The sequence below is a fragment of the Neolewinella aquimaris genome, assembly GCF_014197245.1.
GTDB lineage: Bacteria > Bacteroidota > Bacteroidia > Chitinophagales > Saprospiraceae > Neolewinella > Neolewinella aquimaris.
In genome coordinates, this window is record NZ_JACIFF010000001.1 from 214,524 (window position 1) to 232,246 (window position 17,723).

At 59.7% G+C, this 17,723-nt stretch carries 12 protein-coding genes; 11 read left to right on the top strand and 1 reads right to left on the bottom strand.

Annotation, left to right across the window (positions count from 1 at the left end; genetic code table 11):
- Positions 1-21 precede the first annotated feature (21 nt).
- From GGR28_RS00895 to GGR28_RS00905, 3 genes are read left to right on the top strand one after another with little or no spacing between them, the layout of a single operon-like run.
- Positions 22-2,928, top strand: a complete 2,907-nt coding sequence (locus GGR28_RS00895) for a leucine--tRNA ligase (protein WP_183493835.1) — start codon at positions 22-24, stop codon at positions 2,926-2,928.
- Complete coding sequence (locus tag GGR28_RS00900; protein ID WP_183493836.1) at positions 2,925-3,503, top strand: hypothetical protein; 579 nt, start codon at positions 2,925-2,927, stop codon at positions 3,501-3,503. Before GGR28_RS00895 ends, GGR28_RS00900 begins: the two co-directional genes overlap by 4 nt.
- A 40-nt stretch (positions 3,504-3,543) precedes the next feature.
- The gene (locus GGR28_RS00905; RefSeq protein ID WP_183493837.1) at positions 3,544-4,041 is read left to right on the top strand and encodes an Lrp/AsnC ligand binding domain-containing protein; all 498 of its coding nucleotides are present in this window, start codon (positions 3,544-3,546) and stop codon (positions 4,039-4,041) included.
- A 39-nt stretch (positions 4,042-4,080) separates the two neighbouring features.
- Here GGR28_RS00905 and GGR28_RS00910 read toward each other — a convergent pair whose 3' ends face one another.
- Entirely contained in the window at positions 4,081-4,890 is an 810-nt protein-coding gene (locus tag GGR28_RS00910; RefSeq protein ID WP_183493838.1) for a PhzF family phenazine biosynthesis protein, read from the bottom strand.
- A 163-nt stretch (positions 4,891-5,053) separates the two neighbouring features.
- On the opposite strand from GGR28_RS00910, the gene GGR28_RS00915 reads away from it, so the two are divergent.
- The 8 genes from GGR28_RS00915 (at position 5,054) to GGR28_RS00950 (ending at position 17,719) form a co-directional block, all read left to right on the top strand.
- Entirely contained in the window at positions 5,054-5,395 is a 342-nt protein-coding gene (locus tag GGR28_RS00915; RefSeq protein WP_183493839.1) for a LytR/AlgR family response regulator transcription factor, read from the top strand.
- Between the two features lie 45 nt (positions 5,396-5,440).
- The gene (locus tag GGR28_RS00920) at positions 5,441-5,983 is read left to right on the top strand and encodes an exonuclease domain-containing protein (protein ID WP_183493840.1); all 543 of its coding nucleotides are present in this window, start codon (positions 5,441-5,443) and stop codon (positions 5,981-5,983) included.
- Positions 5,984-6,021: 38 nt separating this feature from the next.
- Positions 6,022-9,375 carry a VCBS repeat-containing protein gene (locus GGR28_RS00925; RefSeq protein ID WP_183493841.1) on the top strand — a complete coding sequence of 1,118 codons (3,354 nt, stop codon included), beginning with the start codon at positions 6,022-6,024 and terminating at the stop codon, positions 9,373-9,375.
- Positions 9,372-9,974 carry a hypothetical protein gene (locus GGR28_RS00930; RefSeq protein ID WP_183493842.1) on the top strand — a complete coding sequence of 201 codons (603 nt, stop codon included), beginning with the start codon at positions 9,372-9,374 and terminating at the stop codon, positions 9,972-9,974. Before GGR28_RS00925 ends, GGR28_RS00930 begins: the two co-directional genes overlap by 4 nt.
- Entirely contained in the window at positions 9,974-13,285 is a 3,312-nt protein-coding gene (locus tag GGR28_RS00935) for a CRTAC1 family protein (RefSeq protein WP_183493843.1), read from the top strand. The genes GGR28_RS00930 and GGR28_RS00935 overlap by 1 nt, the downstream gene beginning before the upstream one ends.
- Entirely contained in the window at positions 13,282-15,999 is a 2,718-nt protein-coding gene (locus tag GGR28_RS00940) for an FG-GAP repeat domain-containing protein (protein WP_183493844.1), read from the top strand. Before GGR28_RS00935 ends, GGR28_RS00940 begins: the two co-directional genes overlap by 4 nt.
- A 67-nt stretch (positions 16,000-16,066) precedes the next feature.
- Positions 16,067-17,218, top strand: coding sequence for an MFS transporter (locus GGR28_RS00945; RefSeq protein WP_221233791.1), 1,152 nt, complete (start codon positions 16,067-16,069; stop codon positions 17,216-17,218).
- A 117-nt stretch (positions 17,219-17,335) separates the two neighbouring features.
- Positions 17,336-17,719, top strand: a complete 384-nt coding sequence (locus GGR28_RS00950) for an STAS domain-containing protein (RefSeq protein WP_183493845.1) — start codon at positions 17,336-17,338, stop codon at positions 17,717-17,719.
- Positions 17,720-17,723 lie beyond the last annotated feature (4 nt).

Genomic DNA, 17,723 nt, shown 5'->3' on the forward strand with positions numbered 1-17,723 from the left:
CACTAAGTTATATACCCCTGGATGAAGTTTGACGTACAAGTGCTGGATAAGAAGTGGCAGCAATACTGGAAGGATCAAAAAACTTACGCAACCCCCGAGGATACCGCAAAACCGAAATTTTACGTCCTGGACATGTTCCCCTACCCATCGGGTTCGGGGCTGCACGTCGGTCACCCCCTGGGATATATTGGCTCGGACATCGTCGCCCGCTTCAAGCGGCAGCGGGGGTTCAATGTGTTGCATCCCATGGGATTCGACTCGTTCGGTCTGCCGGCCGAGCAGTACGCCATCGATACCGGCGTCCATCCCGCTGAATCCACCGCCACGAATACGGCCCGCTACCGCGAGCAAATGGAAACTCTGGGACTCAGCTTTGACTGGGACCGCAGCGTCAACACCTCCGACCCCAACTACTTTAAGTGGACGCAGTGGATCATCGGTCAGGTGTTCGAGCACTGGTACGACCGGGACGCCCAACGCGCCCGCCCCATCACCGAACTGATCGCTCACCTGGAGCAGCACGGTACCGACGGAATCAATGCCGCCGAAACGGAGGAAAAAATCGTCACGGCCCGTGAGTTTCAGGCCATGACCGAAAAGGAACGCAGCGACCTGCTGATGAACTACCGCTTGGCATTCCGCAGCGTCAGCTACGTCAATTGGTGCGAGGCCCTGGGTACCGTACTGGCCAACGATGAGGTAAAGGACGGCCGCAGCGAACGCGGTAACCATCCCGTAGAACAGCGCCCGATGTTGCAGTGGAGCCTCCGGATTACGGCCTACGCCGAGCGGCTACTGGCGGGTTTGGCGGATGTAGACTACAGCGAAGGACTAAAGGCGCAGCAGGTGAACTGGATCGGTAAGTCGATCGGGGCACTCGTCCATTTCGATATCGAGGGGCACGACGAACAGCTGGATATTTTTACTACCCGGGCCGACACCATTTTCGGGGCCACCTTCATGGTGATCGCACCGGAACTGGATTTGGTCGATCAACTCACCACGCCCGAGCAGCGGAAGGAAATCGATGATTACCTGGCGTACGTCGGTCGCCGCAGCGAGCTGGATCGCGTGAGTGAAAACAAGGTAACGGGTGCCTTCACCGGGGCCTACGCGATCAATCCGCTCAACAATGCCCGCTTGCCGATCTACATCGCGGAGTATGTGCTAAAGGATTACGGTACCGGCGCGATCATGGCCGTTCCCAGCGACGACGAACGCGACAAGCGGTTTGCTGAGAAGTACGGGATTGAGATCATCGACGTGGTCGACAAGAGCGACTATCCCGGGGCTACCCTGAAGGACAAACTGGGTAAGCTCATCAATTCCGACTTCCTGAACGGCATGGAGGTGCCGGAAGCGATCGAGGCCGCCACCCGCAGGATCGAGTCGCTGGACCGAGGAAAGGAACAGGTAAATTATCGCATCCGCGATCTGGTCTTCAGCCGGCAACGGTACTGGGGAGAACCCTGGCCGATCGTGTACGACGAAAACGACGTGCCCCGGCTCGTACCCGTCGAAGCACTGCCCGTTACCCTCCCCGAGATGGAGGACTTCCGCGCGGTAAGTGGAGTCTCTCCGCTGGAACGGGCGAAAGAGTGGGTGAACACCCCCCTGGGCCGCCGGGAAACGGATACGATGCCCGCCACCGCCGGCTCGAACTGGTACTACCTCCGCTACATGGATCCCCACAACTCGGACGCTTTCGTGAGCCCGGAGGCGGTCAATTACTGGCAGGACGTAGATCTTTACGTCGGGGGTGCGGAACACGCGGTCAGTCACATCCTGTACAGCCGCCTGATCCACAAATTTCTGTACGACCTGGGCAAGGTACCTACCTCCGAGCCGTACAAGAAGCTCCTGAACCAGGGCATGATCGGCGGTCCCATCAGCTACATTCACCTCGGGGTCTTGCTTACCGAGGACGGTCAGCGCCACCCGATCTGGGTCAGCAGCGACGTTGCCGAGGGCACGCCGCTATCCGTTGACGGTGTCGGTAGTGGTCATTTGGTGCTCGACGGAAGCGCCGGTACCCGCCTTACCCCCCTGCGCTTCGTCACCGAAACGTCCGTGAACAACGAGTCGAGTATGCGGCTCTACCGCAGCTCGGTCGAGGAAGCCCAGCGGATGGAACACCAGGATGCGGCGTACTTCCGGACCATCCTGCAGCAGGCGGGAGCATTCGCCTGGAAGACCGACCGCGAGGGGAGGCAGTACCTCGAACTCAGCGTCGAGCAGGGCAAAATGTCCAAGCGCAAGTACAACGCCGTCAACCCCGACGACATCTGCGCCCGCTACGGGGCCGATTGCTTCCGGATGTACGAGATGTTTCTCGGTCCGATCGATCAGGCCAAACCCTGGAGCGTATCGGGGATCGACGGGGTCTACCGTTTTCTGCGGCGCTTCTGGAACCTTTACGTAGGCGAGGGAGATCAACTTACGATGTCGGACGGGGCACCTACCAAACAGGAAATGAAGGTGTTGCATACCCTGATCAAGAAAGTGACCGAAGACATCGATAAACTAAGTTTCAACACTTGCGTGAGCGCGTTCATGGTGGCGACCAATGAACTGACTAAGCTGAACTGCAACAAAAGAGCGGTGCTCGAGCCCGCAGTGCGCCTCATTGCCCCCTTTGCACCCCACCTGTCGGAAGAGCTTTACCGAGCCCTTGGCGGGGAGGGGAGCGTGCACCACGCCGACTGGCCGGACGTAGAGGAGAAGTACCTCGTCGAGGACAGCTTCACTTACCCCATCGCCTTTAACGGTAAAACCCGGCTTACCCTCGACATTCCGGCCGACGCGACCAAGCAGGACGTGGAGGATGCGGCAAGGGCGGATACGCAGGTGCAAGGATACCTGGAAGGCAAGACCGTACGGAAAGTGATCGTCGTGCCCAAACGAATGGTCAATTTCGTGGTCGGATGAACACCTTCACGGAGAGCGATCTGATGCTGACTTTTCCGGACGACTGGATCGTTCGAAAATTTGACGGAACGGCCGCGTACCGGAGCGTCAGTGGTCACGGCCTCAAGGGAGTTGATTTCCTCTGCCTGGCACCGGATGACGCCCTGTGGCTGGTGGAGGTAAAAAACTACCGCTCCCGTAGTAAGCTCCACAAGAGCACGCGCCGCAGCCCGGAGGGGCTGGCGGCCCACGTCGGTAAGAAGTTTCACGACACCAAGCGCCTGATCCGGGTGGTTAACCGGGCAATGCGGAAGAAGTGGTGGATCGAACTTCAGCTTGCCTACTTCCGATTGGTGAAGCGGTCGCGACCCAAATCGACCTACTGGTTCTGGGCGGAGGCGGAACGTCGCCTCGAGAACCCCCGCAATCTGGTCTGCCTGCTCTGGATGGAAACTCCCGAGCGGGGGCTCAACTACGAGGACGCCACCGCCGACGCCCTCGCCGAGTGGCTGGAACCCGGCAACGAGCTCAGGCTGGCGGAGATCGACAATCCCGGAGGCGTCCCCGTTCGGGTAGGACGCGTCACGGCCACCTGAACGCAGCACTTTTTACTCACTCACGAAACAGTCCCCCCACATGCCGGTCAACTACGAACTCGACGACCTCGATCGCAAGATCCTGGCCCTCCTAATGGAAAACGCCAAACGGCCCTACACCGAACTCGGAGCAAAACTGTTCGTGTCCGGCGGCACCATCCACGTGCGGATGAACAAGCTTATCGCCGCGGGAGTGGTGAAGGGGCAAACCCTCATCGTCGATCATACCCGCCTGGGCTACGATGTCGTGGCCTTCTTAGGCATTTATTTAAAGGGCAGCGGACTCTATAACCAGGCCGCGGCCTATTTGAAGGGCATTCAGGAGATCGTGTCGGCGCACTACACTACCGGAGTGTATAGCATCTTCGCCAAGGTCGTGTGCCGCGACACGGACCACCTGCGCGACGTGCTGCAACGAATTCAGGCCTTCGAGGGCATTCAGCGAACGGAAACCTTTATATCCCTCGAGGAAACCATCGACCGGCCGGTGCAGATCGTCTCGGCGGAGGAGATGAAGGCATTGCGTACGCCCGAGTAGCAAGGGGTAATAATCGGAGCACACGCCGTCGACAATTATTTACAACCGGTCCAGCAAGATCTGACCGGCCAGGTAAGTAATGGCTTGTCCTTCCAGTCGAACCTTTTTGCCGCGCAGCTCGCAGGTCAATTCACCGCCCCGCTTGGAAAGCTGTCGTGCGGTCAGGGTTTTTTTGTTCAGCCGTTTGGCCCAAAAGGGTGTGAGCAGGGTGTGGGCCGAGCCGGTCACCGGATCCTCCGTGATGCCGTAGGCGGGGTAGAAACACCGACTCACGAAGTCTACCTCATCGCCCGGCGCGGTAACGATCAGGCCGCGTTTTTTCAGTCCTTCGATGACGTGAAAGTTGGGCCGCAGTTTGCGTAACTGTCGCTCGTTCTTGAGCACGACCAGAAGGTCGTCCTGTCCCTCCAGCACTTCTACGGGTTTGATGCCGGCCAGGGCGCCGCGAATTTTCTTGGAGGCACGGGTTTTTTTCGGCTTGTCTACGGGGAGTGCCAGGACGTAGGTGCCGGGCGTGGCCTGCGGCGTGACCACCAGGGTGCCTGCCTCGCGGGTGGTAAAGCGAAGTTTCTTCAGGTCTTTCCCTCCGGAATGATAGAGCACGTGTGCGGCTGCCAGCGTGGCGTGTCCGCAGAGCCTTACCTCGGTCGTGGGCGTGAACCAGCGGATGTCGAAGCGTCCCTTTCCACGAATGGCTACGAAGGCCGTTTCCGAGAGGTTGTTCTCGGTAGCGATGTCCTGCATGAGGGCATCGGAGGGGAAGTCGGGGACCGGAACTACGGCAGCCGGGTTGCCGCCAAAGAGGGTGCCGGTGAAGGCATCGACCTGGTAAAGGGGGAGATTGTGCATATGCGAAATAAAAAAAAATTACGTTATGCCAAGGTTGGCACAATCCACGCTTGCCAAATTATCGTACAATTAGTTGGCGACCAGCGTTACTAAATTGGTGACGGCGCGTCCGTAGTTATGTGGCTTAATTATTTTGAGCCACAATGAAATAAACCTAACTCTTATGAACTCTTTCAATTCCCAGCCAATGGATCACCTTTTCCTCCGAGAAGGAACCACCTACATCAAGATCCCCCTGACCGATATTCACTACATCCAGGCCGACGGAAACTACGCCTACATCCAGACCCGCGATAAGCGGTTCGCCGTGAAGCGCAGCTTGGCCACCATCGCCGAAGAACTGGAAGCAGGAGACTTTGTACGGGCCAGCCGTGGGTTGTTGGTCAACTTCACCCAGGTCAACCGCATCAGTTTTGCCGACGGGGTCATCGAACTCGACGATCACCAGCTCAAAATGGGCAAGGCCTACCACGCCGACATTAAAAGCCGGATGCCCCGCCTCTGACCGCGGTACCATTGAACGTAGTACCGGGCTACCCGTTCTGTACGTGTGAGATTCATCGTCTATGACATCGAGGCGACCTGCTGGGAAGGTCGCCCTCCCGGAATGGTCCAGGAAACCATCGAAATAGGTGCGTTCGAAGTAGACGCCTACGGACAAGTCGGCAGCGCGTTCAGTCGGCTCATCAAACCGCTGTTGCACCCCCAACTCAGTCACTTTTGCCGGCGGCTGACCCAGATCGACCAGCCGGACATCAACCGGGCCCGCGACTTTTCCCGCGTGATCGCTGCTTTCCAGGACTGGATCGACGTTCACGGCGAACCGTACGTGCTGTCCGCCTGGGGGCGATTTGACGAACAACAATTGCGGCGAGACTGTCAGCTGCACGGACTGGACGATCGGTGGCTGGGTCCCTCGATCGACCTCAAGGCGCAGTACCGTGAGATCCGCGGGCTGCCCAAAAAGCGTGGCCTTGCGTCAGCTGTACGCCACGAGGGGTTTGAATGGACGGGGGAACCACACCGCGCCCTCGATGATGCCGAAAATACCGTCAAAGTGTTTCGCAAGTTGCTGGATATGTGGCGGTATTGAAGACCGCCGCTGCTAACTGTGCTTATCTTTGCCCTCCCTTGCCGAAAGCGTCGATCATACTCGTCTGTCTGCTCTCCTTCACTGCCTGTCAACCCAAGGACGAGCCCCAAATTGCCGCCGACCAGCGGTTTTCGTGGATGACAGCGCCCGGACAGGAAGTAACGGGAATCAGCTTCAGCAACGACCTACGCTATACCGAAGCCCTCAACCCCTATACCTACCGCAACTTCTACAACGGCGGCGGCGTGGGCATTGGCGACTTCGACAACGATGGCCTCCCTGACATCTACTTTACCGGCAACTTGGTTGAGAACCGGCTCTACAGAAATCTCGGTAATTTTCGCTTCGAAGACGTCACCGAACGCGCCGGTGTGGCTTGCCCGGACAGCTGGAGCACGGGAGTTTCTATTGCGGACGTAAACGCAGACGGCCTGGCGGATATCTATGTGTGCAAAGCCGGACCACCCGCCGGCGAGCGGATCGACGGTATGACCGGCGTCCGCCACAACGAACTATTTATCAATCGCGGAGACGGAACGTTTGCCGAATCGGCCAGCGAGTACGGACTCGACGTAATCGGCCTTTCGGTGCACGCTGCTTTCTTTGATTACGATGGCGACGGCGACCTCGACTGCTACCTGCTGAACAACTCCACCCGGGCAACTACCGGCTACGATCTTGTGGAGGGGCTCAGAAAAGTGCCCGATCCGGAAGGGGGCAACAAGCTCTTTCGCAACCTCCTGATTGAATCCGGCAAGACGGTATTCGAAGACGTGACCACCGCGGCGGGCATTTATTCTTCCAGCATCGGCTTTGGTCTGGGAGTGACCGTTGGAGACGTAGATCTCGACGGCCGGTCGGACCTGTTCGTTAGCAATGATTACTTCGAGCGCGACTACCTCTACTACAACAACGGCGACGGCACCTTCCGGGAGGAACTGGTGGACCACCTTCCCGAGATCAGCAAGGGAAGCATGGGCGCGGATCTGGCCGATCTCAACAACGACGGCCTGCCGGAACTCTTCGTGACCGAGATGCTTCCCGTCGACGAGCGACGCTACAAGACTAAGGCCGCCTTCGAAGGGTGGAATCGGTACCAGCTCTACCGCGACCGGGGCTACCACCAGCAGTTTTCCCGCAATGTGCTGCAGCTTAACCGCGGCGGCGGCAATTTCTCCGAGATCGGACGCATGGCCGGAGTGGAAGCCACCGATTGGAGTTGGGGAGCCCTACTGTGTGACCTGGACAACGATGGGTATCGCGACATCTTCGTGGCGAACGGCACTGGCAAGGACCTCCTCGATCAGGACTACATCAACTTCAACGGAAACCCGGCGGCCATTCGGCGCATGATCTTCCAGGAAGGAAAGGGCATTACCGACCTCATCGACCAAATCCCGAGTGAAGCACTGACCAACGCCGTGTTCCGCAACAACGGCGACCTCACCTTTACCGACGTCGCCGCTGACTGGGGGCTCGGTCAGCCTACCTTCAGCAACGGATCCGCCTACGCCGATCTGGACAACGATGGCGACCTCGACCTGGTGATCAACAACGTGGACAGCCGGGCCGGTATTTACCGCAACAACACCACCGTACGATCGCGGATGGTCGCTCTACACTCCGATCAACCCGGCAACCCGGCGGCCATCGGAGCCGAACTTATTGCCTACGGCGACACCACCACCACTTACGCCCAGCTGCACCCCATGCGCGGGTTTCAGAGTACGGTCGACCGGCGTATCCACACTCGCTTCGGCCTGGATTCGATTGCGGTGCGCTGGCCCGATGGACGGATCGAAGCATTCGACCTTCGCGGCGATTCGAGCGCGGTGACTAAGGTGGAACGGGGTGGGGGAATGCCTACCTCCTGGCCCTCCTTGGTGCCGGCACGGGACGCTACCGGACATAGTACCTACCTCCTGTCGGAAGTAAGCGATCAAGATGGCGTCATTCTGACCTCCGAGGACCCGGCCGTGGACTTCGACCGCGATCCCCTCCTCTTTTTGGGCATTAATGATGAGGGTCCCGCCCTTGCCGCCGCCGATCTGAACGGGGACGGCCGCACGGACCTCTACGTCGGCGGAGCCAGCGGAGAGGTGGGCCGCTTGCTGATCGCCACGGTGGACGGCAGCTACACCGCTGTGGCCCAAGAATTATTCCTGCGAGATGCCGCCGCGGAAAACGTCGATGCCGCCTTCTTCGATGCCGACGGGGATGGGGACCTTGACCTGTACGTCGCCAACGGCAGCAACCAGTTTGGTGCCGCATCCACCGCGCTTTTCGATATCCTTTACGTGAACGAGGGGAGCGGACGGTGGAGTAAAAGCGATAAAATCCTGCCGAGCAGCAAACAGGCCGTTGCCAGCTCCTGCGTCCGCGCCCACGATTACGACGGCGACGGCGACACCGACCTATTTGTAGGTGGGCGACTCAAACCCGGTGTGTACGGCGTCCCAACGGATAGTTATCTGTTGGAAAACCGGGGCCGCCTCGGTCTGCGGGCGATTCCCGTGCCGGACCTCGGTATGGTGACTGACGCCCGGTGGGTAGACTTCGATGGCGACGGACGGGCCGAACTGGCCATAGCCGCGGAATGGTCGCCCCTACGCTACCTGTATTTCGACCAGTTCGGGGGGCTCACCCGTATTGATACGGTAGCGGGTACCGCAGGGCTCTGGCACGGACTGGCGGCAGCCGATTTTGACGGAGATGGACGGATAGACCTTGCCGCCGGAAACCATGGGTTAAATTCACGGTTGCACGCCAGCGCGGAGCAGCCGCTGCGGCTGTACATCAACGACTTCGACGGCAACGGCAAGGCCGAACAGATCTTGACTCGCTATACGGGCGACGGGCGCGCCTATCCCCTGGTGCTGCGCGACGATCTGGTCAAACAACTTCCCGGGCTTCGAAAGTCTTTGTCCCGGTACGAAGATTACCAGGGTAAAACGATGGAGGAGCTATTCCCGGAAGATGTACTCGCGCGCTCCGTCGTGCTCGAGGTTACGGAACTGCGGTCGCTCGTAGTGCTGAACAAGACCGCCGGTCCCAAACTCGCAGTTATGCCGGCCGAGGCACAGTTGGGTCCGCTTTACGCCCTGCAACCCATCGCACCTGAATCCGGTGATACGGCGAGCGATCTATTAGTAGGGGGAAATCAGTCTGTTGGCCGGCCGGAGCTCGGCATTTACGCCGGTGGGATCGGCCTGGTACTCCGCAATACGGGCGACGGAACATTCGTGACCGAAGATCCCCGGCAGACGGGGCTCTATATCCGGGGAGACATAAGGGGAATTGTGGCGGTGCAAACTCGTCAAACGACGCCGGATGAATTTATACTTGCACGTTCCGGCGGTACACTGCTTAAATTGAAAATACAGACCGAATGAGGCTAGTCACTGTTTCACTGCTGTTTATGTGCTTCTTCTTTGTGGGTTGCAAGCAGGAAGATACCACGCCGTTGGGGCAATACCTGCGTGCCGTAGAAGCCGGACTGGAGGAGGAGCCATCCACCGCGGAAACCGTGATGGGGATTCACCTAAATGATACGGACCGGGAATTTTACGACCGGTGCACCGAATTGAATCGCCAGCAACTCATCACCATGGCGGGCGGCAGCAACCAGGTAGCCCACGAACTGAAAAACGATCTGGACCGGCCGGCAAGAATGACCTTCCAGCCCGTGTTTACGCAGACGAATCCCCGGCGGATCGACGCGATGGAGCTCACCTTCATTTACGATGAGTGGTCCCCCTGGAACAAAACCGCCTACGCCGATCAGCTGCTGCCCCGTGTAGCGGAATACATGAGCCGTATCCAGAATGTCGAATTTATCCAGCTCGTCCATCCTCACTTCGGCGATATGTACGTTCACGTCAACGGGAGTATGCACCTCGCGCTGTGGGCCGCCGACGACAGCACCGTTAAGGGCCGGTTCACCGACTTGTCCGGACTCGACGGAGACCCCCTTCACCTACGTGGTAACTAATGAGTAGTAGACCGACCACACTCTTTTTGGCGGGTACGCTGGTGCTGGGGCTGATCACCGGGTGCAATGATTCCCGCGTAGCCGACAACGCTCCCCCCTGGGACGGCAAGACCCTTTTCGAAGCCCTGCCCCCCGCGGTTTCCGGCGTTGAGTTTGCTAATACTCTGGACTTTGATGAGGACTTCAATATCTACACCTACCGCAATTTTTACAACGGCGGCGGCGTAGCCCTGGGCGACGTGAATAACGACGGGCTCACCGACATTTACCTCAGTGGTAATCGCGTCCCGAACCGGCTTTTTCTGAATCGGGGTGACATGACATTCGACGATGTCACCGAGCGGGCAAGCGTTGGCGGAAAGGCGGCCTGGAGCACGGGCGTCACCATGGCCGACGTCAACGCCGACGGCTGGCTGGACATCTACGTCTGCAACTCCGGAGATATCGATGGCGACAACCGGCGCAATGAGCTCTACATTAACAATCAGGACGGAACCTTTACGGAAGCTGCCGATGCGTACGGTCTTGCTAACGAAGGGCTTAGCACCCACGGCGTATTCTTTGACTACGACCGCGACGGTGACCTCGACTTCTATCTCCTGAACAACAGCTACCAGGCCATCGGCTCCTTTAACCTGGAGAAAAACGAGCGTCCGAAGCGCGACTCGGTGGGGGGTGACCGACTTTACGAAAACCGCGACGGGTACTTTCACGACGTCAGCGAACGTGCCGGGATCTACGGTTCGATCATCGGGTTCGGATTGGGGGTAACCGTAGGTGATGTGGACCGCGACGGCTGGCCGGACATCTTCGTCAGCAACGACTTCTTCGAACGCGACTACCTCTACATGAACAACCGGGACGGGACCTTCCGGGAGACCCTCACCGACGCCATGAGTTCCATCAGTGCCGCCAGCATGGGGGCCGACCTGGCCGACATCGACAACGACGGTTACTCCGAACTCTTCGTGACCGAGATGTTGCCGGCCAGCAACCGCCGCATGAAGGAGGCCACCACCTTCGAGAACTGGAACCGCTACCAGTACAACCTGAAGAACGATTACTTCCACCAATTTACCCGCAACGTACTGCAGCGAAACAACGGCGACGGCACCTTCACCGAGATCGGCCGACTGAGCGGGGTGGAAGCGACCGACTGGAGCTGGGGTGCCCTCATCTTCGATATGGACAACGACGGCTACAAGGACCTCTACGTGGCCAACGGCATCTACCAGGACCTCACCAACCGGGACTTCCTTGACTACATCGCCGACGAAGAGTTCAAACAAAAGGTGACGGAATCCGGAAAGGTCGACTTCGAACTACTGGTCGGAGCCATCCCCTCCAACCCGGTCCGCAACTTCGCCTTTCGTAACCTCGGTCCGGAGGCAGATTTCCGCTTCGAAAACGCCGCCGCGGAGTGGGGACTCGACCTCGAAGGGTTTACGAACGGCTCCGCCTACGCCGACCTCGACAACGACGGCGACCTCGACCTCGTTATCAACAACACCAACGCCGCCGCCCTCGTGTACCGCAACCACAGCGCGGGCAACCACTATCTGCAACTGGAATTCCGGGTTGGGGGAGGGAACCCCTTCGGTGTCGGCACCAAGGCAACCGTGGTATCCGGCGACCGTCAGTTTTACCTCGAATTTATGCCCATGCGGGGCTTCGAATCGAGCATGCAGTACCGCCTCCACTTCGGACTCGGACAGATCGACCACATCGACCGCATCGATATTGAATGGCCCGATGGCGAACGCTCATCGGTGGTCAGCCCGGCCGTCGATCAGCTCCTGACTATCGCCCGGGATCAGACGGGTAGCCGGCCCGCTTCCCCCAAACCGCAATCTCCACCGACCCCCATAACGACCGTTGCGGCAGCTGATTACGGCATCGATTTTCAGCACCGGGAGAACCGGTACAGCGACTTCGACCGCGATCCGCTCACCTACTTTATGCTGAGTGCCGATGGTCCGGCGCTGTGCTCGGGCGACCTGAACGGCGACGGCAAAGCGGATATGTACATCGGGGGTGCCCGGGACCAGGCCGGAGCCCTTTACCTCTCCCGGGGGGAGGGATTCGAGCGTACCGCCGGTCCGCTTTTCGAAGCCGACCGAACGGCGGAAGACGTTGCCTGCGCCTGTTTCGATGCCGACGGTGACGGCGACCTGGATCTCTACGTAGCCAGTGGCAGCAGCGAATTCGGGGCGGCATCTTCAGCGCTGCTCGACCGGCTCTACCTGAATGAGCGGGGAAGCTGGCGAAAAAGTCCACAAGTGCTGCCGACGGGAAAGCAGACCGTAGTAAGCAGCACCGTAGCCCCCCACGATTTCGACGGCGACGGCGACGTGGATGTCTTCGTAGGCGGCCGGATACGGCCCGGACTCTACGGAGTGCCAACTGACAGTTACCTGTTGGTCAATGACGGGAAGGGAATTTTCAGGGAGCGTAGTCTGGAAGTCGGTATGGTGACCGCCGCCGGCTGGGTAGACGTAAGCGGCGACGGTCGGAAGGAACTGCTGGTGGTAGGTGAATACCTGGCTCCCCGGGCCTTTACGGTCACTGCCGAGGAGTTTATCGAGGTCAGTCTGCCGGGCGTAAATACTCTCACCGGTTGGTACACTGCCCTGACGATCGCCGATCTGGACGGAGACGGGCGGGAGGACATCATCCTTGGCAACCATGGCCTGAACAGTCGCTTTCGCGCCACGCCGGAAAGTCCGGTCATGATGCACGTCAACGACTTCGACGGAAACGGAACGGCCGAGCAACTGGTGTCGACCTACGAAGACGGAAAGGCTTACCCCACCGCGCTGCTCCACGACCTGGTAAAGCAAATGCCGGGGCTGAGAAAAAAATACCTGAAGTACGCTGAGTTTGGGGACAAGACCATGGAGGACATCTTCGGCAAGGAGGCGTTGGACAATTCGCTGTATTACGCCGCTACCGAACTCAGGTCGCTGGTGCTCATGAACCAAGGACCCGACAGCCTGGAGGTGAGGTACCTGCCCGCCGCCGCCCAGGAGACGCCCGTTCGGGCCATACTTGCCGACGACGTGGATGGAGACGGGGACCCAGACCTGATCCTCGGCGGTAACTTTTACTACGTCAAGCCGGAAATCGGGCGCTTCGATGCCGGGCGGGGCCTGTTGCTCGAAAACGACGGGACCGGCCGGTTTACCGCTGTCCGGGCGGAGCGGAGTGGCATCAACGTTGCGGGTGAGGTCCGGGGGATTGCCCGGCTATCCGGAGGGCGCTACGTGCTGGCCCGCAACAATGCCGCTCCGGTGATTCTACAGAAGCGATGAACGCCGTCTTGCGCACCATACCCGCCCTGCTTTGCGCCACCTTGCTCTGCACCTGCGACCCCGCCCCGGAGGCAAAGCTGTTTGTGGAACGCGGGCAAACCGGAGTCACGAGTGCCAACCTGCTGGCGCCCACCGAATCGCTCAACATCGTGGAGTACCTGTACTACTACAATGGCGGAGGAGTGGCGGCCACCGACATCAGCGGCGACGGATTACCCGACCTGTACTTCACAAACAATCAGGCACCTAACCGCTACTACATCAACGAAGGCAACTGGCACTTCCGCGACGCAACCGACGTGGGCGGGGTCGCAGGAGCAATGAACTGGTCGACCGGAGTGAGCGTCACCGACATCAATGCCGACGGGCTACCCGACATCTACGTCTGCAACGTGGGGGGCTACGGAGAGCTGACCGGTCGGAACGAACTCTTCGTGCAACAATCCGGCGGAACCTTTACGGAACAAGCGGCGGCTTACGGGCTGGATTTCAGTGGATTCAATACCCAGGCCTACTGGTTTGATTTCGACCGGGACGGAGACGATGACCTGTATCTACTGCGGCACTCGGTCCATAACGACGCCACCTACGGAGAGGCAACCGAACGCACCCAAGCAGATTCTCTGGCCGGTGACCGCCTGCTCCGCAACAATGGTGGACGGTTTGCCGACGTGACCGGGGAGATGGGCATTTACTCGTCCAAAATAGGCTACGGACTTAGCGCCGCGATCGGCGACTTTGACCGCAACGGCTATCCCGACGTGTACGTCTGCAACGACTTTTCGGAGAACGACTACCTCTACCTCAACCGGGACGGGAACGGTTTCGACGAGCGCATCCGGGAACGCACGGGCCATACCTCCAACTTCAGCATGGGCAGCGACGTTGGCGACCTGGATCGGGACGGCTGGCCGGACATCGTGAGCCTGGATATGCGACCGGGAGACGAGCGGATCCTGAAATCTACCGCCAGTGCGGATGCCTACAATGTGTACCGGATCAAGCGTAGATCGGGTTACTACGACCAACTGCCCCGCAACAACGTGCAGTGGAACCGGGGGCGGGGCCACTTTTCTGAAATCGGCGAGCTTTCGGGGCTGGCGGCGACCGACTGGAGCTGGTCGGTGCTACTGGAGGACTTCGACCTGGATGGTCACCCGGAGGTATTCGTGGCCAACGGCATCGAACGGCGGCCGAACGACCTGGATTACCTTAAGTTTATCAGTTCCTCCCTGGCGCGATCGGCGAGCAACCTGGCCGTGGTGGATCAGATGCCCACCGGGCACGTCGCCAATCAATTGTTCGTACGGACCGGTTCGCTTACTTACCGGGAAGCGGACTGGGGGCTGGGCTACGTGGGCAGTTCCACCGGTGCCGCGACGGCCGATCTGGACGGGGACGGCGACCTTGATCTGGTGGTCAACAACGTCAATGCCCCCGCAATGCTGTACGAAAATACCTTTCTGGGGCAGACGACTTTTCTCGATCCGGTAGCTCTCGAAGGACACCCCGGAGCGAAGCTTGTTCCGATGATCCGGGCGGATACCCTCGTCGGCCTACGCATCATTGATTCCCTTCTCGAACGCGGACAGGCGTGGTACGAATTTTTATACGCGGATGGGAGTCGTAGTGCCGTGGAGCGGCGGGTGCAGCGGGGCTTTCTGTCGCAGTCCGCTCCGGTATTCACCCTGGGCGTAGCCGGAAAATTGGGGCTTCCCGTCGGCTTGCTGCGGTATGCGGGTGACGGGAGTGTGGCGGAAGAATTTGAGTTGACCCTATCAGATAAGCAACTGAAGATCAAACAGGGAGCTGCGGTACGCCCCGCAGCCGAGGTCACGTATGAGGTTACTGCGTCCGACTCCGTAGACTACTGGCCGGACCGGTCCGCCAGCTTTGATCGGGAACCACTCCAGCCCTTTGCCGGCGCTACCGTGGGGGACAGTACGCTGATCCTAGACTTACCCGATGGCACACGCATCACCGGCGGCATGTGGCAGCCGCTGCGCTTCGGTACCCGTACTGACGGGGTGTGGCACTACGAAAGCATTCCGGGTACCGAGGGCTGGTGGCAATCCTTTACTCCAATACAAGTGGATGGGCGTACCGAAATTATCGCCGGCAACTGGGGGCTCAACAGCTCACTGGGATCGCCCACCTCCGCTGAGCCGTTGCGGCTCTATCTCGAAGACATCGATGGAAACGGCCGACCCGATCCCCTCATCACCTACGTGTGGAACGGAAGCGAATACACCCTGGCCGACAAGGACGAACTGGCCCGTCAGTTATCCGGATGGCGGAGGAATAACCTGAGCTATAGCGATTTCAGCCGACGCTCATTCCGGGAGAATTTTCCCGATCTCGGTCCCCCGCACCGCACCGCGGCCACCCTGGCCCACGCGCGATTGCAACGGATGGAGGACGGCAGCTGGCGGGTAACTCCACTGCCCGCTGAGGCTCAGGTCACGACCCTAAATGCGGCGGTGTCTACCCCCGCGGGAATCCTACTGGGCGGCAACCGGCTCGAGGTGCTCCCACGGGTGGGCCGACAGGATGCGGCCGCCCTGCAGCTACTGCTGCCCGACGGGCGTACCGTATTCATCGATCTTGGAGGCTCACGTAACCGGGAGGAAGTCACAGCCATCACTGCGGTGGGCCCGGACCGGTGGCTGATTTCTCTGCGCAATCAGCCGGGCGTAGTGGTTACATTGCCGTAATTTCGCGCCCAAATCGCCACCTATCGAACGCTCCGCATCCCTCCTCCGCACCCGGATCGCCGTCGCCCTGGCCTTTTCGATCAACGGCTTCATTTACGCAAACTGGACGAGCCGGCTGCCGCGACTGCAGACGATGTACGACATCGATAACGGGGAGACGGGCTTCGTCCTGACGTCCCTCGCGGTGGGGGCCCTGCTGGCGATGCCTTTGGCGGGCTACCTCATCGTACGCAACGGCAGTCAGCAGTTGTCAATCGTTTCGACGCTGGTATTCATTCTTTCCGTACCGGCCATGGCGTACATGCCGGGGTACCTGGGGTTGCTGATCCTGATGCCGCTGATCGGTGTAGCGACCGGGGTGATGGACGTGGCCATCAACGCCCAGTCGGTGGAGATCGAGCGCCTGTGGGGCAAGCCGATCACGAGTTCCTTCCACGCGTGTTTTTCCGGAGGTATGTTTCTGGGGGCGGGGACGGCGGCATTGTTCATCTACCTGGGGTTCGACCTGGGGCACCATTTGCTGGCGGTTTCGGTAATTGCCCTGCTGGTGGCCGCGGTTTCTTTGCCCTACTTCCTGCGCGACGACCCGGCTGCTGCGGTTGATTCGGGCGGTAACGGCTCCAAGTTCGGTCTGGCGATCATACTACTGGGCATCGCCTCCCTCTGCACCATGATCGGGGAGGGGGCAATGGCCGACTGGACACCCCTCTACATGACGCGGGTGACGGGGAGCGAAGAGGCTCTCGCGCCGATGGGGCAAGCTGCGTTTAGTGGCGCCATGCTGGTGGGGCGGTCCGTGGGCGATTACGTACGCGCCCGTATCGGCTCCCTTTCCGTGGTACGCATCGGCGCATTTTTGTCCTTTCTCGGGGTAAGCGCCGCGATCCTCTTTCCGACACCGCTGGTGAGTATTCTCGGTTTCGGGCTTGTCGGTCTGGGCCTGGCCAATATCGTTCCGGTGATCTTCAGCGAGGCGAGCAAGGTGCCCGGGTTGCGGCCGGGAGTGGGCATTTCCTCGGTGAGTACGATCGGGTACTCTGCCTTCCTGTTCGGGCCGCCGCTGATCGGCTTCGTATCGGATTACCAAAATTCCTTGTTGCCGCAGGGCATGGCTTTCTTTCCGGGCGTGGAGGGCCTACGCGTAGGCCTGGGTCTGGTTGCGCTGTTGATGGCCGTGCTGCTGGGGCTAGCGGTTTTTTACCTGCGGGTGGACGACTAGGGAGCACGCGGTGGGCGGGGCCGCGGGAGCCGTGAACGTGGGGTTGAGCGCTGTGCGGGTCCGGCTACCTTACTATTACATACATTTGCGGCGGGGAACCCAAAAAATAATGCATCAATGAAATTCAGTATTGACAAGCAGGAACGCTACAGCGTAATCAAGCCGGAGGAGGATAACCTCAACTCGGCCGTAGCGCCTCAGCTCAAATCGGAGTTCGTCATCCTGGCCAACGAGGGGATCAACAACTTGATCCTCGACCTGAGCGGGGTGAAGTACGTAGACTCCTCGGGCCTCAGCGCGATCCTTACGGCACGCCGGCTCTGGAGCAACCTGGGTACGTTCGTCGTCACCGGCGTAGAGCACAGCGCCGTAAAGCGGTTGGTAGAGATCAGCAAGGTCGACACCGTGCTGACCATCCTGCCTACTATGAGCGAAGCCATCGACTTTATTCTGATGGAGGAACTGCAACGCGATATGCAGGCCGAGCCGGGCGAAGACTAGGATC